18 protein-coding genes and 1 pseudogene are annotated in these 22,797 nt (G+C 53.3%); 4 read left to right on the top strand and 15 right to left on the bottom strand.

From position 1 onward, the window contains the following. Window positions 1–2: 2 nt before the first annotated feature. The 8 genes from JRG72_01160 to JRG72_01125 all read right to left on the bottom strand — a co-directional run bounded on the left by JRG72_01160 (window position 3) and on the right by JRG72_01125 (window position 10,168). The gene (locus JRG72_01160; protein ID MBW2133829.1) at window positions 3–2,147 is read right to left on the bottom strand and encodes a bifunctional (p)ppGpp synthetase/guanosine-3',5'-bis(diphosphate) 3'-pyrophosphohydrolase; all 2,145 of its coding nucleotides are present in this window, start codon (window positions 2,145–2,147) and stop codon (window positions 3–5) included. Next, window positions 2,131–3,864, bottom strand: coding sequence for a proline--tRNA ligase (locus JRG72_01155; protein MBW2133828.1), 1,734 nt, complete (start codon window positions 3,862–3,864; stop codon window positions 2,131–2,133). Before JRG72_01155 ends, JRG72_01160 begins: the two co-directional genes overlap by 17 nt. Window positions 3,865–3,953: 89 nt before the next feature. Next, the gene (locus JRG72_01150; GenBank protein ID MBW2133827.1) at window positions 3,954–4,715 is read right to left on the bottom strand and encodes a ribonuclease H-like domain-containing protein; all 762 of its coding nucleotides are present in this window, start codon (window positions 4,713–4,715) and stop codon (window positions 3,954–3,956) included. Between the two features lie 82 nt (window positions 4,716–4,797). Further along, window positions 4,798–5,469 carry a diphthine--ammonia ligase gene (locus JRG72_01145; protein ID MBW2133826.1) on the bottom strand — a complete coding sequence of 224 codons (672 nt, stop codon included), beginning with the start codon at window positions 5,467–5,469 and terminating at the stop codon, window positions 4,798–4,800. A gap of 39 nt (window positions 5,470–5,508) precedes the next feature. Next, window positions 5,509–6,573, bottom strand: coding sequence for a hypothetical protein (locus tag JRG72_01140; protein MBW2133825.1), 1,065 nt, complete (start codon window positions 6,571–6,573; stop codon window positions 5,509–5,511). A gap of 116 nt (window positions 6,574–6,689) precedes the next feature. Beyond that, the gene (locus JRG72_01135; GenBank protein MBW2133824.1) at window positions 6,690–9,254 is read right to left on the bottom strand and encodes an FtsX-like permease family protein; all 2,565 of its coding nucleotides are present in this window, start codon (window positions 9,252–9,254) and stop codon (window positions 6,690–6,692) included. Between the two features lie 6 nt (window positions 9,255–9,260). Then, entirely contained in the window at window positions 9,261–9,929 is a 669-nt protein-coding gene (locus JRG72_01130; GenBank protein MBW2133823.1) for an ABC transporter ATP-binding protein, read from the bottom strand. A 59-nt stretch (window positions 9,930–9,988) separates the two neighbouring features. Continuing rightward, on the bottom strand, window positions 9,989–10,168 hold the full coding sequence (locus JRG72_01125) for a YHS domain-containing protein (GenBank protein MBW2133822.1): 180 nt from the start codon (window positions 10,166–10,168) through the stop codon (window positions 9,989–9,991). A gap of 402 nt (window positions 10,169–10,570) precedes the next feature. Here JRG72_01125 and JRG72_01120 point away from each other — a divergent pair, with 402 nt between their 5' ends. The 4 genes from JRG72_01120 (at window position 10,571) to JRG72_01105 (ending at window position 14,275) form a co-directional block, all read left to right on the top strand. Continuing rightward, entirely contained in the window at window positions 10,571–11,314 is a 744-nt protein-coding gene (locus JRG72_01120; GenBank protein MBW2133821.1) for a HesA/MoeB/ThiF family protein, read from the top strand. 249 nt (window positions 11,315–11,563) lie between these two features. Further along, on the top strand, window positions 11,564–11,911 hold the full coding sequence (locus JRG72_01115; GenBank protein MBW2133820.1) for a hypothetical protein: 348 nt from the start codon (window positions 11,564–11,566) through the stop codon (window positions 11,909–11,911). A 411-nt stretch (window positions 11,912–12,322) separates the two neighbouring features. Further along, window positions 12,323–13,219 (top strand): branched-chain amino acid ABC transporter permease, encoded by an 897-nt coding sequence (locus tag JRG72_01110; protein ID MBW2133819.1) that lies wholly within the window; start codon window positions 12,323–12,325, stop codon window positions 13,217–13,219. Between the two features lie 18 nt (window positions 13,220–13,237). Then, window positions 13,238–14,275: a branched-chain amino acid ABC transporter permease gene (locus JRG72_01105; GenBank protein MBW2133818.1), complete on the top strand. Its 1,038-nt coding sequence runs from the start codon at window positions 13,238–13,240 to the stop codon at window positions 14,273–14,275. Between the two features lie 466 nt (window positions 14,276–14,741). Here JRG72_01105 and JRG72_01100 read toward each other — a convergent pair whose 3' ends face one another. From JRG72_01100 to JRG72_01070, 7 genes and pseudogenes are all read right to left on the bottom strand, one after another. Further along, on the bottom strand, window positions 14,742–15,191 hold the full coding sequence (locus JRG72_01100; protein ID MBW2133817.1) for a hypothetical protein: 450 nt from the start codon (window positions 15,189–15,191) through the stop codon (window positions 14,742–14,744). A gap of 149 nt (window positions 15,192–15,340) precedes the next feature. Beyond that, a pseudogene (locus JRG72_01095) lies at window positions 15,341–16,186 on the bottom strand (hypothetical protein). A gap of 199 nt (window positions 16,187–16,385) precedes the next feature. Then, complete coding sequence (locus tag JRG72_01090) at window positions 16,386–16,649, bottom strand: hypothetical protein (GenBank protein MBW2133816.1); 264 nt, start codon at window positions 16,647–16,649, stop codon at window positions 16,386–16,388. Window positions 16,650–16,688: 39 nt separating this feature from the next. Then, on the bottom strand, window positions 16,689–18,017 hold the full coding sequence (locus JRG72_01085) for a glutamine synthetase (protein MBW2133815.1): 1,329 nt from the start codon (window positions 18,015–18,017) through the stop codon (window positions 16,689–16,691). A 381-nt stretch (window positions 18,018–18,398) separates the two neighbouring features. Then, window positions 18,399–18,605 (bottom strand): hypothetical protein, encoded by a 207-nt coding sequence (locus JRG72_01080; GenBank protein MBW2133814.1) that lies wholly within the window; start codon window positions 18,603–18,605, stop codon window positions 18,399–18,401. Window positions 18,606–18,654: 49 nt separating this feature from the next. Beyond that, window positions 18,655–20,220 (bottom strand): FMN-binding glutamate synthase family protein, encoded by a 1,566-nt coding sequence (locus JRG72_01075; GenBank protein ID MBW2133813.1) that lies wholly within the window; start codon window positions 20,218–20,220, stop codon window positions 18,655–18,657. 653 nt (window positions 20,221–20,873) lie between these two features. Further along, a complete protein-coding gene (locus JRG72_01070) occupies window positions 20,874–22,418 on the bottom strand; it encodes a sigma 54-interacting transcriptional regulator (protein ID MBW2133812.1) in 1,545 nt (514 codons plus the stop codon). Window positions 22,419–22,797: the final 379 nt, after the last annotated feature.

Here is a 22,797-nt window from a genome sequence, read left to right as displayed (position 1 = left end):
GGTTAAGTAGTAACCCGGGAAACTGAGATAATGTCTTTCACCCGTTTGATGGCGTTGAACACCTGGTTCAGATGAGTGGTATCGCTGACCTCGATGGTAAACCAGCACACCCCTTTTTGATCTACCGTAGTTTCAATATTGGCTTTAATGACGTTGGCCTCAGCGGTTTTTAAAGCCGCGGTGATGTCGGCCAACAGGCCGGGTTTATCGATCGACACTACCTGGATGCGCACCGGGTGACGGCCGGCCTGGAGACCATCCCATTCGGCGACGATATGGCGGATAGATTCGGTCCGGGCCAGATAAGGGCAGTCGGCGCGATGAATGGTAATGCCTTTGCCCTTAGTGATATAACCCATGATCTCATCACCGGGAATAGGATTACAACACTTGGCCAGGTGGATCAGAATATCGTCCACCCCTTTGACGGTAATGCCGCCGCGCTCGCGGGGCCGCTCCGGTTCGGTAGGTGTAGGGGACAAGCCTTCCTCCAACGGCGGCAACTCCGGTCGCGGAGTTAATCGGCCGATTATCTGGCCAGCGGAAATCTTGCCATAACCCACCGCGGCGATCAGGTCATCAATTCGCACAAAAGACAATGCTTGGGCTGTCTTCTGTAACTCTTCCCCTGATTTTAATAGCTTGGTCAGAGACAACCCGGCCTTGCGCAATTCCTTTTCGAGAATCTCCTTGCCCAGGGTGAAACTCCGTTCCCGTTCGGCGGTTTTCAGCCATTGTTTGATCTTGCTCCGGGCCCGGGGGGTGCGAACAAATTGCAACCAGTCCCGGCTGGGCACATGGGTAGGCGAGGTGATGATTTCTACGGTATCACCGTTTTGCAGTTTATGTTTCAAGGAGACCATGCGGCCATTAACCCGGGCACCGGTACAGGTATGACCGACCTCGGTGTGGATTGCGTAGGCAAAATCGACCGGGGTCGCGCCCCGCGGCAATTCCTTGACATCGCCCCGGGGAGTATAGACAAATACCTGCTCGGGGTAGAGCTCCAGGCGCACAGTTTTTAAAAAATCCGCCGGGTTCTGGTAATCCCTTTGCCAATCCACCAAACGCCGCAGCCAGGCAAAAAGCTGGTCTTCTTCTTTTTGAAATTTGCGGTGCTCTTTGTAGCACCAATGGGCAGCAATCCCCTCTTCGGCGATCTGATGCATCTCCTCGGTACGGATCTGAATTTCCATGCGCTCGCCGTAAGGGCCGATCACCGCGGTATGCAGCGATTGATAGTTGTTGGCCTTGGGATGACCGATATAATCTTTGAAGCGCCCCGGTACCGGTTTCCAGAGGGAGTGAATCAACCCCAGAGCCGCGTAACATTCCGGAATAGTCTTGAGGATAATCCGAAAGGCCAGCAGATCGTAAACCTGGTCGAGACTGATCTGTTGGTGCTGCATTTTGCGATAGATGCTATAAAAATGCTTGGGACGCCCCGAAACTTCCCCTTGCAGATTATGCTCGGCCAGCTTTTGGGTGATGATCTGGGTGATTTCCTGGATATAGGCTTGCCGTTCCCCTCGCTTGCGGGCCATGCCCTCCTGTATTTGCTGGTAAAGTTCCGGCTCCAGGTAAAAAAAGGCCAGCTCTTCTAATTCCACCCGCAGCCGTCCCATACCCAGACGGCTGGCAATAGGAGCAAAGATATCCAGGGTCTCCTGGGCAATGCGGCGTTGGCTGGCTGGCTTCATATATCCCAAAGTGCGCATGTTATGCACCCGATCAGCCAGTTTGACCAGGATGACACGGATATCATGAGCCATGGCCAACAGCATTTTGCGGATATATTCCGCCTGCTGGGCCTCTCGATTGCTGAAGCTGATCTGGCTCAGCTTGGTCACCCCATTGACTATATCGGCTACTTCCTCGCCAAAATACTCATCCAAATCATCCAGGGAGGTGTCGGTATCCTCGACGGTATCGTGCAACAGCCCACAGGCGACGGTTACCGGCCCCAGACCCATCTGGGCCAGAATAAAGGCTACTTCCAGGGGATGTGACAGATAAGGCTCACCGGTGAGGCGCGACTGACCTTCGTGGGCCCGGGCCGCGAAGACGTAGGCCTTCTCAATTAACGCGGTCTCGGCCTCCGGATGGTGCTTCAGCACCTCGTTAACGATGTCATTGATGCGGATAATACGGCCCATCGCGCTCCTGTGCGATGCATTTCTGCAAGTGAGAAAGCAATTCGGCCAAAGGGACCATTTCCATTTCGCGGGTGTAGCGGTGACGGACTTCAGCCTGGTGCTGGGACAGGGTACGGGGTCCCACTACCACCCGCAGTGGAATTCCCAACAGATCCCCGTCCTTGAATTTCACCCCGGGACGTTCCTCCCGGTCATCATACAACACCTCAATCCCGGCGGCGATCATTTCCTGGTACAATCGTTCCGCGGTTTTAATGGTAAGCTCATCATTGGTTGCCACCGGGGTCAACAGCACCTGAAAAGGGGCCAGTGACATAGGAAAAATGATCCCATCGGCATCATGGTTCTGTTCGATGGCAGCGGCAACAATCCGGCTGACGCCGATACCGTAACAGCCCATGAACATATACTGCTCCTGACCGTGGGCATCGAGGTAAGTAGCCTTTAAGGCGCGTGAGTATTTGTGGCCCAGCTTGAAGACGTGGCCTACTTCGATGCCCTTTAAAAATTCCAGCTCTGCCCCACAGCGAGGACAACGGTCTTCCGGGGTTATCTGCCGTAAGTCGGCATAATGGCTGACTTTGACGTCCCGCCCCAGATTGACGTTGGAATAATGATAATCATCCTGATTGGCTCCGGACACCAGATTCGCCAAAGGTTTTAAGGCATGATCGGCATAAATGGGCAGGTCCAGCCCCACGGGCCCGGCAAACCCGACCTGAGCGCCGGTCGCTTTGCGGATCAAAGATTCCGAGGCCAGGGTCAAGTCATTAACTTTTAGATAATTCTTTAATTTCACCTCATTAACTTCATGATCGCCGCGGATCAAAACCGCCACCACGCCGCGCTCGGTGTCATAGATCAGGGTCTTGACAATCTGGGCCGGGGTTATCTGTAAAAAGTCGGCCACCTCGTCCACGGTACGGACATCGGGAGTATGGATCCTAACCAAGGCTTGGGGTTCTTCCCTAGGGCTGGAGCCCTCCGGCGCCAAAATTTCGGCCTTTTCCAGATTGGCCGCATAAGCACATCGACGACAAGAGACCACGGTATCTTCTCCGGTGTCGGCCAATACCATGAACTCATGGGAGAAACTGCCGCCAATGGGGCCGGTGTCGGCTTCAACGATTTTGAAGTGCAGGCCACAGCGTTGAAAGATGCGATCATAGGCCTGATACATGGCTTCGTAGCTCTGATCAGCGCCGGCTTCGTCCAGATCAAAGCTATAGCCATCTTTCATGATAAATTCCCGCCCCCGGATCAGGCCAAAGCGGGGCCGGATTTCATCCCGGAACTTAGTCTGAATCTGGTAGAGATTGAGAGGTAATTGCCGGTAGGAATGCACATCCCGACGCACCAAGTCAGTGATTACCTCCTCGTGGGTCGGTCCCAGGCAGCAATCCCGGTCGTGGCGATCTTGAAAGCGCAGCAGTTCTTTGCCATAAATCTCCCACCGGCCTGACTCTTTCCACAGTTCGGCAGGTTGTACCGCTGGCAGCAAAACTTCCTGCGCCCCGGCCCGGTTCATCTCCTCCCGAACAATCTTTTCTACCTTGCGAATCACCCGCAAGGCCAAGGGCAGATAATCATAAATACCCGCCGCCAGTTTACGGATCATCCCAGCCCGCAGCAGCAACTGATGCGATATAGTTTCGGCCTCAGCAGGAACCTCTTTTAAAGTGGGAATCAGCATCTTGGAATAGCGCATCAGTCCTCCTTTGATTCCTGATTTTAGAATTCAACCCAGCAGCAGTCATAACTCTATTTAAATATAACCGATTTTGGGGCTGAGGGGAATTAGGTTTTTGTGCGGCTGGCGGTAGACAGGAGCCGGGTCTGGGAAAGCTCATAGGACTGGATCATCAGAGGTTCCAGGTTGATGACATCTTCCCGGTTATAACGCAGTAAAAGGTCCCGAGCGGTAGCATCCCCCCGCTGATAACGGTTCCAAAGGAGCACCGCCATATAGCCGTCCAGATCTTCCAGGGCGGACGGGCGGTGCACCCCCAATTGGGGTTCGATCCTTTTCAGACCGCCGCGATATCCCAGCCGGGCCAAGACAAAGCGTAAGTCGATGTGCACCGGAGGCAGGTCCAGATCTGGGAAATTAGCCCGCAACACCGGCAAGTCAAACTGGGTGCCATTGTAGGTGACCAGAACGGCATAAGATCGGATTACCTTAGGAAACTGATGGAGATTCTCCCCCTGGACGAACTGCTGAAAGCGGAAGCCGTCGTAGAGGCCGATCACAGTGACGGTCAGCGCCGGCCAGTTGGCCCCGGTGGTCTCAATATCCAGATATGCAGCTTGTTGCCGAAAATCCTTAAACAAGCGCCAGTATTGGGCGCCGGGCAGCCGGTCGGCAAAATAGACCACGTCCGCGATCCGGGCCAGCGACTGGCGTACTTCGGTCTGCAGCCAGGCCAGACGTTCCCGACTGAGGCCATACACCCGGGTAACGGCCAGGAAATCCTCCCAGGTCTGCACCCCCTGACGCCAGAAATGGGCCTCAGTGCGCTCTCCCACTCCCGGCAGATGGATGAAGGTCCGTTTCAGCATGGATTGACCAAATTAAATTAATCCGGGTCGTGCATAAAAACTGAAAAGCACGCACCTCGCCGGGTCCTTCAACCCGGTTAAATTACTCCGGGATACCTGGGATGAGTTCCAAGAACCAATGCGCATCTCGTAATAGCTTTTCAGAAACCCGGAAATCTACTGGTTTTGTAAAAATCGGGCCATCGAACACAAAGGTGTGATATTCTCCCTGTTCTCCACATAGGTCCAGCTCAGGCCGTGATTTTAAATCTTCGATAAAATCGTGATCTATCCGGCGGCCCAGCCATGCTTTACCCAAAAACTTGGCCTGAGTAGCGATAACAATAGCCTTAAAGCCGATCTGAATGAATTCTGCGAGTAATTGCTCCCGGCTTTGTTGCCATAATGGTAAGACCGGATTAATACCCACTTCACCACAAACCCTTTCTATCCAATCTCGGTGCTCCTGAAGGTCGATATCTCCAAAGACCCCCATTTGAAGACCTTTATCCTTCAGCTCCAAAACCTGCTTCTTAAAATCGTCTTCGTAGTTCGACCAAGATGTCCTTGCCTGAATGATGGGAACCCCGATAGCCTCAGCTTGCAATCGCAAACAGCCGGTGTCAATGCCATGGGAACATGAACGTCGGCCGTCACGGCTGACCATATTGAGCAAACTACAAATATTGATTCCCTTTGCTTGGGCCTGGTAAAAAGATAAGGCGCTTTCCTTCCCGCCACTCCAACAACAGAATGCTGTCGCTCCTTGCCTCATTTCAACGTATCTCAACCTCTTAACGTGGATAGCCAATGTTTATGGCGCAAAACACTTCCAGTACGGAGACAGTTGGTCTCGAATCAATCCAACCACTTTTTGGACTTCGGTCAATCCATAATCTGATTTAAACTCGGCCGGAATCGGCTGCGGTTCGGATACCTCCAGATCGATTCCAGTAACCCCGGCTATCGAAGCCAGCCAACCCAGAGAGACGATCCGGGGATCGGAGCTGTAGCCCGAGCCGATAAAATCAACTATCTTACCCTCACAAAGCTTGTCAGCCTGGGCACTGATAATCTGGCCGACCAGCTTAATCCCCGCCAGGGTAAGCCCCATGCGGGTGATGCGATCCGTGTAATGCGGATCGCTGCCATCTATCATGAGGATAATCTGGGGCTGAAATTCCTCAGCCACAGGAAGGAAAATTTCCTTGAGAGCCAATTCATAGACCCGATCTCCGGATTTGGGGGGCAAAGGGATGTTGACCGAATAACCCCTACCCTCACCGCTGCCGATCTCCTGGATGAAGCCTTTACCCGGATAAAGGGTCCGGGGGTCCTGATGCAGGGAGAGAAACAACACCTGAGGATCTGCGGCAAAGATTTCATATAGACCTTCCCCGGCATGGGCATCGGTATCAATCATCAGAATCCTTTTAACCCCGAAGGTTTGTTTTAAGTTTTCGGCACAGATGCCGATATCGCTGAAAACTCCAAAGCCTTTTTCCCGGGTCCGGGTGGCATGTTGCACGCCGCCGCCGACCACAAAGGCCTTTTGATATTTCCCGGAAAATACCAGTTCCCCGGCCAGCTTCCCGGCTCCGGCCAGGAGCTTGGCGGCTCGAACCAGACCAGGGGATAGCGGCGTGTCAAAGGGGTCCAGACCTCGTAACTGTTCGATGCGTTGAATATATTCTGGGGTATGGATCAGTTGGAGATCCTCATCAGTGGCATAAGGCGGGGCGACAATGTTGAAATCTGCCCGACAGCCGAGTTTTTCCTGGTACAGGTCGATAAAATTCTGATAGCGATCCTGGGTCAGAACGTGTCCCAGGTCGTATTCCTTGATTTTTTCACTATATAACACCGCATATTTGCCCATTTAGCCTTCCTATAAAAGAAACCCGGCTTGGTTACGAGGGTCAGCCAATAACGCCATTAACTGGGTTAAATCTATAACAAAATGTTCCGGTGCAGCAAGACCTTTGTCCATGCAGCTTACTCTTCTTTCAAAATCGCCGCCAGATTATATTGCAAGGCCCGCCAGGCCGGGTAGACCCCGGCGGCCAGGCCGACCGCCAGGACCAAGGCCAACGACTGCACATAAATCTCCGGGATCCATTTGAACTGGATGGTCCAGCCAAAGGATTGCTTATTGATTACATAGATCAACACCAGGGACAGCAGGGTTCCCGCTATTGCGCCTAACAGGTGGCTGATCAGGCCCAACAGGCCGCTCTCCACCAGGATCATCCGGAAGACTTGGCTCCGGCTGGCGCCGATCGCCTTGAGGAGGGCTAATTCCCGCTCCCGCTCTATGATCAACACCAGGAAGGTGGTGATGATGCCGAACACCGCCACTACTACGGCAATGGCCTCCAGGGCATAGGTCAGGGCAAAACTCTGATCGAAGATCTCCATGATGCCGGCCCGCAGCTCCCGGTGCGACAAGGCGATCAGGCGATAGCGGGAGCTGTAATCCTGTAGGAGTTGTTGCCGCAGCGGTTCCAGATCCGCCGGGTCTTTGAGGTAGAGGCGGACCGCGTTGACTAGGTGGTCCCTCCAGTAGCGGTGCATAAATTTAATATCCATCCACACTGTGTGGCCATCAGTGCGGTAATCGTAGAATACTCCGACGATCTTAACCCGGTGGGGGCCACTGGGAGTGGGAAGCCGGAAACTTTCCCCTTCCTGCAAGTCATTGAGTTCGGCAAAGCTCTCGGAAACAATGACATTGCCTTCGGTCTGAAGTCTGGCAAAGATTTCCGGGGACCGGCCGCGGCGAAACAGCATCCCCCCATGGCGATCCAGCACCGCCATGCTGCCGCCGATCACCAAGATCGGCCGTTGGTTAAAAGCGGAGCGCACGCAGCGGTAAAGATAGACATCGGCCAGCTCCGGCCTACTCTGTACTTCGCCCAGCACCTCCGGCGGCAGATAGGCATCGTAGGCCGCAGTGGAGAAGATATTGGGTCCCAGAAAGATATCACCACTGATTGATTGGGAGATCCAGTGGTCCACGGTCTGGCGGAAGCTTTTGATCATGATGGCGGCACTGATCAGCATGGCCAGAGCGGCCAGCAAAGCGCCGATGGATACCGCGGTGCGGCTCAAGGAGCCCTGGAGATAACAACACCCCAGTTCCCCGGGGGGACCTAGCCAACGTCGCATAACGGGCTGGAGTAGCCTTCCCAGCCCTACGGCGCCTTGCGGGGTCAAAAGGGCAAAGCCGATCAGGATCAGAAAAGCGGCCAGGAAGCCAAAAATGGGCCTGCCAGCCACCGGTCCTTGTAAGGCACAGAGGCCCGCCCCCAGCAGTATTACCAGGCCCAGCCCGAAGCAGGGCCAGGCCCGTTTTTTTATTCTTTCTTCCAATTCCTCGCGATGCCAGACCTCTCGGGGCTGGGTCCGGGAGGCTTCCCAGGCCGGGAAGAAGGCGGCGATCAGCGACACCCCTACCGCCAACAGCAGTGTCTGCCCCATCAAGGTCCAGGACAGTTGCAGATTTTCAGCTTTGACCAGGATAAACAGGGCGGTCAGATTCTGGGTCACCACCTTCAGGGTGGCCTTAGCCAACCAGAGGCCAAGGCCGATGCCCAACAGCCCGCCGATCACCCCGCTGACCGCCCCTTCGCACAGAAACAGGGCCAGAATCTGGCCCCGGGAAGTCCCCAGGGTACGGAGCAGGCCGATTTCCCGCCGCCGCCGCACTACCGATAATGAGACCGCGTTAAAGATCAGGAACATGCCGACAAATAAGGCGATGAGGCTCAGGACCAGGAGATTGAGCCGGTAAGCCGCCACCATCCGGTCGACCTGGCGGCTGCGATTCTGAGGGCGCTCCACGATGATCCCGGCCGGCATCTGCGTCTGTAGTCGGGCCGCCACCTGGTCCACTGGTTCAGCCACCAAAAGGTCGATATAGTCCAGCTTTCCGACACGGTCCAGCAGTTCTTGAGCCTGCCCCAGATCGATCAGAGCATAGGACCCGTTTAAGGCATAGACCCCGCTGGCCGGGCGAAAAATTCCCTGGACCAGAAGTTCCCGGCGTTGCGAACCCAGGACTACGGGGAGTCGATCGCCCACCGCCAAGTCATAACGAGCCGCCAGGCGGTCAGTGATCAGGATAGAGTATGGCTGTATGAGGAAATTGACCAGTCTTTCGGAACCCTGGTCCTGATTCTGATTGAATTCATAGGTCCGAAAGGGGCGCTCGGAAAAAAGATCGACTCCCAATAACAGCAGCGGTTCATTCCCTGCCTGGGTCATTTCCGCCACGGTTTCGATGATCGGCGCCGCGGCTTGCACCCCGGAAACCTGAAGGGCCTTGACCAAAAGCTGTTCATTTAGGGGGGCACCCGCGGCCCGCAGGCGCAGGTTGGCCTTGCCAGCCACGGCATCGACACTGTCTTTGAAGGCCGTCAGGGCGCTGACTTCCGCTAGGGCAATGCTTAGAAAGACCGCCGCGCCCAGGGCAATTCCCAGGACGGTAAGCAATGTCCGTCCAAAATGGTTGCGGAGGTGACGCAGCGGTAGAGAAAAGAGAAAGGCTGGCATGGCCATTGAAATTCAGGAAACTAATCGGCCGTCGTTTAATTGTAAAATGCGGTTGCCGAACCGGGCCGCCTCCAGAGCATGGGTGGCCAGGATCACCGTCTTCTGCCACCGCGCCTGGAGGCGGGCGAAAATTTCCATCACCTGGGTGCCCAATCGGGTATCCAGGTTGCCGGTAGGTTCATCGGCAATGATCACCAAGGGATCATTGATCAGGGCCCGGGCGATCGCCGCCCTTTGCATCTCACCCCCGGAAATTTGATGGGGTTTGTGTTGGCGCCGCGCCGTCAACTCCACTTCCGCCAACCAGACCGCGGCCTGCTCCAGGGCCTGACTGTAGGGATAGCCCTGGAGGATCCGAGGTAAGGCGACATTTTCTTGCACAGTCAGCAGAGGCAAAAGGTTGAAGCTTTGGAAGACCATGCCCACCTGGTCGCGGCGAAAGAGGGTTAACTCGGCATCACTCAACCCATTCAGGTTCTGGCCGTTGATGCTGACCTGACCAGTGGTAGGGACTTCTAAACCGCCGATGATATGCAGCAGGGTGCTCTTGCCACAGCCGCTTTTGCCGGTGATGGCGATAAATTCTCCCGACTCAATGGTCAGATCGATTCCTTGTAAGGCATGGATTTCTTCCGGCCCCCGCTGATAAATTTTACTTACCCCCGATAAGTTAATCATCATCTCCAGCCAGAATCATTATCAACCGGGCCACTGGTTGACCATCAGCTCCCGAATGACTTTCAGGATTTTTTTTCCTTAATGAACTTTTCGGGTTCGGCGGCGAATTGATCCCGGCACAGTTCCGAACAGAAGTAAAAGGTCCTATCTTCAAAGTCATAGGCAAACTTGCCGTGCTCGGCGGTCAGATCAATGCCACAGACAGGGTCTACGTCACATTTGGGTTTGGATTCCTCGGCCATGGATGTTTCCTCCGCAGTCGGATGATTTAATAGATATTATAATGCCTCTTTGGCCTTCTGTCACTGGTCCGGGGGTAAAAGTTATCCCCGATTAGATTGCGGTGGGCTGAAGGGATGGAATCCAGAAATTTCAGTGAGGCTAATTAATTATTTTCAAACAAGAATAACCACTACCAATAAAAATTACCCTGCCCTCTTTTTCAATTGGAAGCACTCGGTTTGATTAATGGTTTGCTCTGAGCAAGCCGATAAAGATTCTAGATAAAGGAAAGTTCATTAGCTACCGGGGCTGCGTTCAGGATATATTTTACCAGCCGAAGGTAGCCAAGGCCACTTCCGCTTGACCAGGTCAATATCCATCACCCTGGAATATTTTAAACCAAGGCATAGAAGTCAGCCCTAATGCTTAGTCCGGCTGAATTAACCAGGTACGCCCGACAACTCCAACTACCGGACTGGAGTCCGCAAGCCCAAGAGCGTCTCAAGGCCGCTCGGGTCTTCGTGGCCGGAGCCGGTGGTTTAGCTTCCGCTCTGGCAGTGTATCTGCTGGCGGCCGGAGTCGGTCGGGTCCGGATCGTGGATAGCCAGCGGGTAAGCCTCGATAAGCTCCACGACCAATTATTCTATCGCGAAAGGGACTTGGACCGCTTCAAAGCGGCCATTGCGGAACAACGTCTCCGGGAGATTAATCCCTTTTCAGAGGTGGAAGCCCTGCCCCGGAAGATCACCGAGTACAATGTCCTCCGGTTAACCGAGGGTTATAACCTGCTGCTGGATACGCTGAACAATTTTTGGGCCCAGAAGCTTCTCAATCGGGCCGCCATCAAACATCGCCTGCCTCTGGTCCACGCTGCGGTCAAGGGGCTAAGCGGCCATTTGACCACTTTGTGGCCCGGGCAAGGCCCTTGCCTAATCTGCGCCTTTCCCGACCCGCCACCAATAAACCCTTCTGGACTGTTGGGACCCCTGCCAGGGATCCTGGGAAGCTTGCAGGCCATGGAAGCCTTACGCATTCTGGGCGGCCTGGGTCCGGCCTTATTAGGACGGATGTTACGATTCGATGGCCAGCACTTAAGCTTTACGGAACAACAACTAGAAGTCAACCCCAACTGTCCGGCCTGTAAAGGGGGGCTACTCTTTAGATAAGGCTCCCTTGGCCTCCAATTTTTTCCGCTTTTTCCGGCGACGCCGGCGGCGTTCCAATTCCCGTCGGCGTTCAATTTTTTTATGTTTCCCCATGTTAACCTCTTGAGAACCATTGCATAATGATATTCTTCTACTCAAACCGAACTGCGACGTCAACCAGATATTTATCAAAAAGTTGACAGGGACAGAACATTATGGCACCCTTAAAAATAGAAAGTGAAAGAATTATCGTACGAAAGGAGATCGACTATGTCCGAAAGTCCGTTATCTAATGAAGGCCGGGCCTCCATGGAGAATTTTCCTCCCGCCGCACCTACCTTAGCTGAACCAACATTTGAAGGTCGGGTCGTTAAGGTCAATGTCACTTTACCCACTACCGATGTCGACGGCGGCCCACTGACCGGGCTGTCCAGTTGCACCTTGTTCTATAAAACTTCTTCATTTGCCGGTTCCTCCCCGGAAGAGGAACGTAATGCGGGAACTCCGCATCTGGTTCAAGAGGTTAACCCTGAAATGGCTGGCCAGACCATATCTTTCACGGTAACTGATTTAGAATACGGCGTGCTGTATTACTTTGCGGCTAGCTGTGCCGACTGATGGAAACAGCTTATGGATAGCCCTTTTTCCAACCAGGTACAGGCTTATGTCCCTAATTGGCCTGGTCCCCAACTCAGGCATTTGTTAAAAAAACTGCAAAAGTTCTTTTTCGGCATCAAAAGCATTCTTTGGTGATCCAATCCGGGTTATCTAGGCCTGAAAGGACTAACCTTCCACTAGGTCTGGATAACACAACCACTATCCCATCGTAAAGAGAGGGCCTTGGGTCTAAGGCCCCTCGTCCTCAAAATTGAGGTTTATCCAGCCCGGAGGGTATAGAGAAATTGGCCTCTTGCCCAGGGCGGCTTCTGAGAGAAGTTTTTGGTTATCGGTTATTAGCCAATAAAGCAAGGCCAAATCCACCGGGAAGGCAGATTAGCCCGGCTTCGGGCTCAGTCTCAGTCAGAATCAGTGGATCTAAATACGTTTTTACAGCAACTGATTAACGGCCTGTCCCTGGGCAGTCTGTATGCTCTCATTGCCATTGGCTATACCATGGTATATGGCATTTTGCGCCTGATCAATTTCGCCCATGGGGATCTGTTAATGGTTGCGGCCTATGCCGGGCTGTTCGGCGTCGGCATGTTTTCCCTGCCCTGGGAACTGGCTTTCCCTCTGGCCCTGATGCTTACCGGACTGATGGGAGTGCTGTTGGAAAGAGGCGCCTATCGCCCGTTGCGCCGCGCTCCCCGTATTTCGTTGTTGATCTCAGCCATTGCTGCCTCATTTTTCCTGGAAAATCTGGCCCTGGTAATGCTCGGCGGCCGTCCTCAGCCGTTTCCGGTCCCCCCCTTCCTGGCCGGAGCCATTACCCTTAACGGATTATTTATTTCCCGGCTCAGTTTCTATACTCCGGCGATCACCGCGGTCCTGTTGGCAGCGCTGTTTCTGATGGTGTATCGCACCCGGATAGGGATTGCCATGCGAGCCATTGCCCGAGATCTGGAGACTACCCGGTTGATGGGAATCAACGTCGATCGGCTGATTACCCTGACCTTCCTGATCGGCTCGGTGCTGGCCGGGGCCGGCGGGCTGTTATGGGCCATGCGTTATCCCCAGGTCAACCCTTATATGGGCATTCTGCCGGGACTGAAGGCCTTTATCGCTGCCGTCTTGGGAGGAATCGGCAATCTGGCCGGGGCGGTCTTGGGAGGACTGCTGTTAGGGGTATCAGAAATCCTGATAGTTGCTTTTTTCCCGGCTTGGGCCGGTTATCGCGACGCCCTGGCCTTTGGATTGCTTATTGTGGTACTGCTGTTTCGACCTACCGGGCTGTTGGGCGAGATTCTGATGGAGGAAAAACTTTAAGTGGTCACCTCCGGGCGGCTGCGCCATGCCCTCCTCAACCTGGCGGTTGTGAGCCTGCTGGCCTTATTGCTGTTCTGGGCCGATCAGCAGGCCAGCGAATATCAGATCCGGCTGCTGAATAACGCCGCCATTTTTATCACCCTGGCCCTAAGTTATAACCTGATCAACGGCATCTGCGGCCAACTCCATCTCGGCCCCAATGCCTTCGTGACCATTGGCGCTTATACCTCGGCACTGCTGACCCTGACCCCGGCGGAAAAGGCTCTTTCCTTTATTATCGCCCCGCTGATCTGGCCCCTGAACCAGTTCTGCACTTCTTTCCCGATCGCATTACTGGCCGGGGGACTGATGGCCGCGATTTTCGCCTTTCTCACCGGGTTTCCGGTCTTGCGGGTGCGGGGCGATTACCTGGCTATCGTAACACTGGGATTCGGAGAAGTAGTGCGGGTTCTGGCCAATAACCTCCAGGGGCTGACCAATGGCCCCTTGGGTCTCAAAGGGTTGTATCCGTACACCAACCTGTGGTGGTCATGGGGAGTGGCGGTCCTGGCCCTGGTAGTAATCACCGGCCTGGTTAATTCCGGCTATGGCCGGGCCATGAAGGCCATCCGGGAAGATGAAACCGCAGCCCGGGCCATCGGCGTCGATCCCTTCCGGCATCTGATGCTGGCCTTTCTAGTCAGCGCCTTCTTCTTCGGAGTAGCGGGCGGCTTACTGGCCCACCTGATCACGACTATCTCCCCTAATCTTTTTACTTTTTTTCTAACCTTTAATCTACTGATTATCATTGTCATCGGCGGTTTGGGAAGCAATACCGGCGCGGTGCTGGCCGCCGTCCTGTTTACTTATGGCGGCGAAGCCCTGCGGGCCGTGGAGGAGCCCATCAATCTCTGGGGCCTGGAACTGCCCGGGATTCCGGGGATGCGCATGGTGATTTTTTCATTAGCCCTGCTCTTGGTGATCATTTTTGCCCGTCAGGGATTATTAGGCCGCCGGGAGTTTTCATGGGATGGCTGCCAGCGTTACCTGAAACGCTTGGCGCGGGGTTTAGTTTAGTGTTCATTCGGAAACCTTATATTTTCCTTCCACTTGAGGCGAAGGGTCAGGGTAAGATAAAATTATTTCCCCTCATCCTAACCCTCTCGCCGCTGGCGGAGAGAGGGAATTTCAACCTTTCCGGACGGAAACCAGTCTAATATTTATTTGGGATAAACATTTCCATGATTTTCTAATCAGTAATACCAAGTTGCGATCAAAGAGCTAAAATGCCCCCTCACCCTCGCCCTCTCCCCGCCAGCGGGGGAGAGGGGATATAAGGATAAAATTACTCACTTGGAAGCTAATCGGCATAACCCCCGGAAGCGCTAGGCTGGCCAAGAAGTCATTTTCCCTCACAAAAAAAACGCCAGGATTTTTGCAAATCCTGACGGGTTAAGATTGGGATTTTAAATTTTTTTGATTTAGGAAACTTGTCCTTTAGTTCAACCCGGGTGGCCGCCAATCACCGGCCTGGCCCCGAGAATTATCCCTTCTTTTCCTGCTTTTCTTGTTTTTCAATCTTTTTAACTTCCTTAGCAATGAAGTCATTACCCTTCTTCTGATATTCTACCCTGACTATATCGTCTTTTTTGACATCGTTGAGGCTGGCGTACCCTTGAAATTTGGCACCAGATACATCAAAGGTTATCTTTTCTTGATCTACTAAAAATTCATTAAAAACCAAATTTTTCTCCTCAAGGGTTAATTCCCCCGCCACGCTCACTTCCACTACCATGCTTTTCTTAGCCGCATTGACAGCTTCAACCTTGCCAAAGTAACTCAATACCCCTGGTTTTACGGTTTCCTTCGCTTCCGCGGCTTGCTTTGGGGCTGGGGCTTCAGCTTTAGCCTTGGGTTTGGCTTTGGCAATGGCGGCGGTTACCAAGACTAAGGTGGCCACTAGGACCAGAAATGTCATCAAATTTTTTTTCATCTCCCTTTCCTCCTTGTAATTTTTTTTTCCAAATTTAACAGGTTGATCGCCGAAAGGCAATAGTAGAAAAACCTGTTTGGGATAATTTGGAAGTATCAGACATTAATATTGCCATAAAATCTAAAGAAATAGGGTTGAACCGGAGAAACTTAATCCCAGGATTCCTCCGCGCCGGTAAGGATTGTCAATTCGATCGGTTGAATCTTGCGGTAAACCTGGTGAGGGGAACGCCTTATCCCGTCCACGGTTAACAGATGTGCTTTAATAGAAATACCGAAAAGACGCTGATTTTCTTTTAGTTGGATGGATTAATTTCCAATCGGCCTTGGTTATCGGCACAATTTCTCCGCCGTTCAGTTGCTCCGGCATTATCTGGTTATAATGGTCGCGGATATAGATGGCGCCGCCGGAAGCCAGGGAAAACAGATTGGCCCCCGGATACGGGGTTTATTGCATGTGAATCTGCCCCTGGCTGTCGAACTCCAGGCCATTGACGATCACAAAACCGCCGCCTTTAAGCGGATCTCCGGCCATAAAGGATTCAGCCAGAAAGTCCAGGGCGGTGCCGTTGATCACCACCCGGGGCGGCCCACGGCATTAATCAAAGGCCGCCCGGCGGCATTGCCCAAAACATAGAACTCGCTACCCTTAGCGCCGTACATAAAAGTCATGCTGACATTGCCATAAACCACCAGCCTGCCCCGTTTCATAATCTGTCCCAACTGATCCTGAGCATGGCCATGGACATAGATGGCCATCCCATCAATCCCGGAGGCCAGATAATCTCCCGAACTGCCATAGACCTCGAAGTGCACCGCGTCGGTATTCAGCCCCAAACCGCAACCTAAAAACCGCTGACCTTTATGACCGTAGGTGATAAAGCGCTCTTCCACGGCGAGCCGGACCTCCGGATCCAAATAGGCGATCTGGAGCAGATAATCCTCCTCCAGAATCTCCGGCGTCACCCCCAGCGCCTCCGGGTCCAGTCCCACCATTGAGGGTGCAAAAATATGGCGGCCCGAGACCGGCACGCCGGCGGCGAAGCCGGTGACCCCGCAACCCCCTTCGGCTTCCACCGGTAAAGCGTGACCCGGCGAATAAGCAGGGGTAAGCTCGCGACGGGTAGCTCAGAGGCGGAGTCTGGGATGAGTAAAATTAAGGATATCTTCCATAACTCTTGAACTTTGAACTAAACTACACCCCCCGCCTAAGGTCATCTTCCACCGGCCAGTCATAGTAGTCCAGGTGAACCAGGAAGTCAGTCCGGCCTACCAATTCGTTGCTCCCGCGCAGCCCCAGGCGGCGTAAGATCTCTTTTAACTGCCAGGACCAGGCCAGATACAGGTTGCTTATCCGATTGCTGGCCCAAGAAATCGACATCATCTCGGCCAGCTCCGGGTCAGTAGTAGCTATGCCGCGGGGGCAACCGCGACCACTTTCGCAGTTGTGGCATCTCATTGTCAGATTTTTCCCTTAAGGTTAGGAAATTCTTATCATCTACAAAACGGGGAGATACCGATCAACCTCATAGGTGCTGACATGGATGCGGTAATTATCCCATTCGATCCGTTTATTTTCGATAAATTTAGTAAAGATATGCTCCCCCAGGGCTTCCCGCACCAACTCGCTTTTGGCGGTTTCCTCGATGGCCTCAAACAGGTTGCCCGGCAAGGATTGGATGCCCATCCGCTCCCGGTCAACGGCCGGTAAATGGTAAACATCCTCTTCCACCGGATCCGGCAGGGGATACTTGTTCTCCACTCCTTTGAGACCGGCGGCCAGCATCACGGCAAAGGCCAGATAAGGGTTGCAGGCCGGATCCGGGGCGCGGTATTCAATGCGGGTGGCCATTTCTTTACCGGGTTTATACATCGGCACCCGAACCATGGTGGAGCGGTTCCGCCGGGCCCAGGCAATATAGACCGGCGCTTCATAGCCCGGCACCAGTCGTTTGTAAGAATTGACCCACTGATTGCAAATGGCGGTAATCTCCCGGGCATGTTTCAGGATGCCGGCAATGTATTCTTTGGCGATCTCGGACAGATGGAAAGGATCTTTGGGGTCATAGAAGGCATTGCGGCCATCCTTGAACAGGGATTGGTGGGTGTGCATACCGCTACCATTAATGCCAAAAATTGGCTTGGGCATAAAGGTGGCATAGACGCCGTTTTGTCGGGCGATTTCTTTCACCGTCAGCCGGAAAGTCATTACCTTGTCGGCCATCCGCAACCCTTCATCGTAACGCATGTCAATCTCATGCTGGGAGTGGGCTACTTCATGGTGACTGTATTCTACCCGGATGCCCATCTGCTCCAGGGCAAAGATCGTCTGGCGCCGCAGGTCGGCGGCGTAATCCAGGGGCGCGGTATCAAAATAGCCTCCCTGATCCAGGACTTCCGGACTGTTGTGTTTGGCAAAGTAAAAATATTCCAGTTCCGGCCCGATGTAATAAACATAGCCCTTTTCCGCGGCCCGGGCCAGCATGCGTTTGAAGGCATAACGGGGATCGCCCGGAAATGGGGAGCCGTCCGGCTGTAGAATATCACAGAACATGCGGGCCACCTGGTTTTCCTCCGGCCGCCAGGGCAAGACCTGAAAGGTTGCGGGGTCCGGTTTAGCAACCATATCGCTTTCCTCGATCCGCGCAAAGCCCATGATAGAAGAGCCGTCAAACCCCATGCCCTCGGTCATGGCCTCCTCCAGTTCGGAGGGGCGGATGGAAAAACTCTTGATCATTCCCAAGACATCGGCAAACCAGAGTTGGATAAAACTGATCCCCTTGTCTTTAACCACCTGGAAAACTTCTTCAATGGTCTGGCAATTCATAGATTCTCCTTTCAGAGTTGTTCTTCTCTTAGAAATTGTATGTTCCGCAACAATAGTGCCTGAATTAAATCATTAATAAAATCAAAAGAATATCTGTTTAAGCCGGTCATTTAATTTTACATAAGTGTTTTTTAAGCGGGGCAAATTTACAAATTTGTATTAAATAGGATTGTCGTGGCGGTTGTAGCCACCGAAGACTGGAAAAGCTCAACCTGAGAGTGTGGCTCTTTAGTTTATGCGAGGGCTTTTTCCTCCCTAATCACCCTAACCTGGATTACGGGTTTTAAGAGAGTATAAATGATTGTTATTAAAAATAGAAAGACTAAAAAATCATCTGAACTCCCATCCCTCGGAGATCAGGGATAGGAGTCCAGAGGTTAATCAGGCCGCGCCTCTCAACCAGGCCTCGGTTTTATCTTCCAGGGCTTTGTAACCGAAAGTGACACAGGCGGTTTTACAGCAGCCGCAGCCGATACACTTTTCCGTATCTACATAGATAACGCCCTGCTCAGCCGTGATCGCATGCACAGCACAGACCCGCAGGGCATAACAATCCTTACAATTTATGGGACAGATGGCATTTAACATACTTTAACTCCTTGATCATAGGCTAATGGTTAAATGTAATCCACGAGTGTCAGCCAAGAATCCGATCAATCTCTTCCTGATCAGCATCCATCACATAGGGGATGCCAGAAATTTCAGCGGCTTCCCGGGTTAAGGCCACCAGGTCATGGCGGTCGATATATTTCAGGGCAAACTTGCGGGCTCCGGCCATCAGTTGTTGCAGTCCCTGACGCAGCCGGTCGATATAAGAGTACATGCCGATTGCCCCGGGGGGTAGTTTGGCGAAGTCATTGCCAAATTTTTCTTTGAGCTGGGCCCCTACGGCAAATAGGCGCAAGTAGCCTTCCGCCACGTCCTGGCCTTCCTGCTCCATTTTCCGGGCCATAAGTGCGCCGTGAGTCTTGCCCACCATGGCTGCCGTCATTATCGCCCGTCCCAGGCAGATGGCCTTGACATAGGGGGCGGCCAGGGCCAGGGCCTTGAAAATATGATCTTCCAAGGATAAACCACCGGCAATGGCGATGGGTGGAATGTATGCGCCTTGGGCCCGCAGGCGTTCACACATGCGGTAGGTGAGACACTCCAGTTCCAGGGTCGGGATACCCCACTCATTCATCATCCGCCAGGGGCTCATGCCGGTGCCGCCGCCGGCACCGTCAATGGTTAACATATCGAGCCGGGCTTCTGAGGAAAATTTGATCGCCCGGGCCAAGTCAGCGGGCCGGTAGGCGCCGGTCTTCAGAGTCACATATTTGGCGCCGATCCGGCGCAGGCGTTCTACTTCTTTATAAAAGCTTTCCTCGGTCACCATCCCCAAACGGGAATGGCGTTCGAATTCACTGATGCCGCCATGCTTAAAGGCATCCTGTGAGGCCGGATGGCTGGGATCTGGAAGCACGATATAGCCCCGCTCCTTAAGCTGCAGGGCTCGCTCGAGACTGGGCAACTTGACCTCGCCGCCGATATCTTTGGCTCCCTGCCCCCACTTCAGTTCCAGGATCTCCACTCCCAATTTGTCAACCACGTATTCCGGCACCCCCAGTTTGGTATCTTCGACATTGGCCTGAATAATGACGCCGCCCTTGCCGTTATACCACTGTCGGTATGAATTGATGCGACGCTCCATTTCCGGAGAACGCACAATCCGGTTATTTTTGATCTCCGCCTGAGGGTCCATACCGCAGATATTTTCCCCGGCGACCACGATCACCCCGGAGATGGCTGCTCCCACAGCCATCTCTTCCCAATTGACCCGGGCGATTTCAGTCGAACCGACCGCCCCGGTAAATACCGGAAAATCTAATACGAGGTCGCCGTTGGCGCCCACCGCGGTAGTACAATCCACCACCGGAAAGACCGCCTTATCGGGATCGGCCTCCACCCCCAGGGCCCCGACACAGGTGCCCTGGATATTAAAGTGGGAGAAGTCGATAGGGTAATCCTTTTCCGACCCCGCGGTAATCTTGCCGAACGGCTGAGGATAGATCATCTCCCGGCCCTTCAGAGCAGAACGCCCGATTTCACAAGGCCCTTCACAGCCATCCAGACAGGTGACGCAGATTCCGGAGACCGGGGAAGGGTCGACCCTATTGCAGGTGATAGTAGCAGCACTGCGATTCGGTTTGCTCAACGTCATTTAGTTATCCTCCTACTTCCTTTCTGATTATGAGATCTTTAGACCGGCACGAGAGGGCGAGCCCTCGGTGGAAGCCAACCTACTGTGACTACTAATAATTAATCTTAATCGCGCCGTTATCCCACTTGCAGTTGTTTTACAAATTTGTGATTTTGGTCAACCACCGGTGGCTGGAGGGGCCAGTCCCTAAATACGCTTAATAACTCGATATCGTTATTTAATTTATAAAGACCCCCTCCGCCTCCTTATTCGGTCCGGATGGGGCAAAGCCCAACTTCACCATGTAAATTATCATGAAAAACAGGGTGTTATATTTAGCAAGCGTAAATTCCGGGGAATCTAATTACATAATTGTTAATCTGTTGATCATTGCTGACAAAAATGTAACCTTAGGGCCTGAGCAACTGTGCCTCCGGATAGCTTTCAAAGTGCACTATAGGGCCTTATTCCACTCAGAGAGTGAGAATTGCCCTCCGAAGCCTGGCAGTCAGCTTAACCATGAGTAGTTTTGCAAATTTTGTTCCTTACCTGCGGATCACTAAATATTCGTCCTGGGCGGGGGGTCTGGGGCAGAGTTTAAGGCGGCCGTCCCCTGACCCTTCGGGCTCAAATCTATTCTTTCCAGCCGATTTAGGAATATGGGTGAGGGGAGCTTAACCCGGCTGACCTTTTTGCTCCCGATATTGGCGGGGATTCAGGCCATAGCGTTTAATTTTATAGCCCAGGATGCGCAGGCTGGTGTCGAGATAACCCGCGGCCTGGCTCTGATTGCCCTTAGTAGCCCGCAAGGCCTCGATAATCATCATTTTCTCCAGGTTTTCGACGGCAGCCGCCAATGACGGGGAATTTTGTCCGGGCAGGCGCTCCCGGACCTGGAGGCTGGAGGGTAGATGGACGCTCCGGATGGTGTCTTCATCACAGACCAGTACCGCCCGCTCGATGACATTTTCCAATTCCCGCACATTGCCGGGCCAGTGGTAGTGCATTAATAGATTCATCGCCAAGGTTGACAGGCGTTTAACCGGTTTGTGATACTCAGCGGCCATTTTGTTTAAGAAATGCTCGGCCAGCATGGGGATGTCGGCCTGCCGTTCTCTTAACGGCGGTAGATAAATGGGGAAAACATTGAGCCGGTAATATAGATCTTCACGAAAATGGCCATCGGCCACGGCCCTTTCCAGATCTCTATGGGTGGCCGCGATGATTCGCACCTCCGCCTTGAGAATATGACTGCCGCCTAAACGCATAAACTCCCGCTCCTGAATCACCCGCAGCAGCTTGAGTTGTATGTTGGGACTTAAGTCACCGATTTCATCCAAGAAAATAGTTCCACCAGCGACCAGCTCAAAGCACCCCTGTTTGCGCTTCAAAGCCCCGGTGAAAGATCCGCGCTCATGGCCGAAAAGTTCGCTTTCCACCAAGGTCTCCGGCAGTGCCGCCAGGTTGACCTTGAAAAAGGGTTTGTCGGCCCGCAGGCTATTATAGTGGATGGCGCTGGCCACCAGCTCCTTGCCGGTGCCGCTCTCCCCCCGGATCAATACCGTGGCGTTACTCTTGGCCACCCGTTCGATCATTTCGAACACCTGACGCATCTTGCTGGAATTGCCGATAATATTTCCGAGCTGATATCTTTCCTGCAACCTTCCCTGGAGCTCCAGGTTCTGGTTACGCAGTTGCTGTTTCTCCCGGTCGATGAGCATCAGATTGTTGACCGCCTGGGCAATGATAGAGGCGATGATGGTCAGGAACTTCAGGTCGTGATCCAAATGGATGTCTACGTCCGAGAATCGGTCCACGCTTAAGGCCCCGATGGTCTGCGGACCGATCTTAATCGGGACACAAATAAAGGCAATATCCTGTTTCTGGAGGTCACCGCGGGACCGGGTGCGGTTGAGGAACAGGGGTTCCTGGCTCACCCGGGGGACCACCGCCGGTTCCCCGTTTTCGACCACCCGGCCGGTAATCCCCTCCCCCAATTTATAACGGCCCCGGAGCCGGGCTTCGGCGGTCAGCCCATGGGCGATCTCGATCTGCAGTTCTTGATTCTCCGGGTTCAAAATGGTGATGGTGCCGCGGTTCATGCCCACCCGTTGAGCCAGGATGGACAGAATCTTCTGCAGCCCCTTTTCCAACGGACCAGCAGCATTGAGGGCGCGGGTGATTTCATAAAGGCAGGATACAGCCTCACTCTGGACCATTTAAAATAGATTCCTCATTGTAAGCTTGCGCTTAACAAATTTGTCAGATCTGGGGCAAGAATGCAAGTTCTTAACGGCAAAAGTGTTTACTCCGAGTCATTACCCGGAACATGGCATTGATTACCTCTGATAATAAATCACAATCAAATGGATAATTCTGTAGAGGCTTGATTTATCAAGCACTTTTGGGCGCAATGAATTGCCCCCTTACATTCATGGTTATTTTTGCGAATTTAGGAGGTTGATTACTTGTTTGAGCCCGTTTAGAGATTATCCGGAGCAGGCCCCCGCAGGCCCTTTGAGGCTCTGCGTAATCCCGATGACTCATGGTTAGCTAAAAGAGTTTTAGGTTGCTCCTGACAATACCGACGTTTGGTTC

The sequence above is a fragment of the Deltaproteobacteria bacterium genome, assembly GCA_019309545.1.
Taxonomy (GTDB): Bacteria; Desulfobacterota; Desulfobaccia; order Desulfobaccales; family Desulfobaccaceae; genus Desulfobacca_B.
The sequence above is the reverse complement of the archived record's forward strand: the minus strand, read 5'-3'. Positions and strand labels throughout refer to the sequence as shown.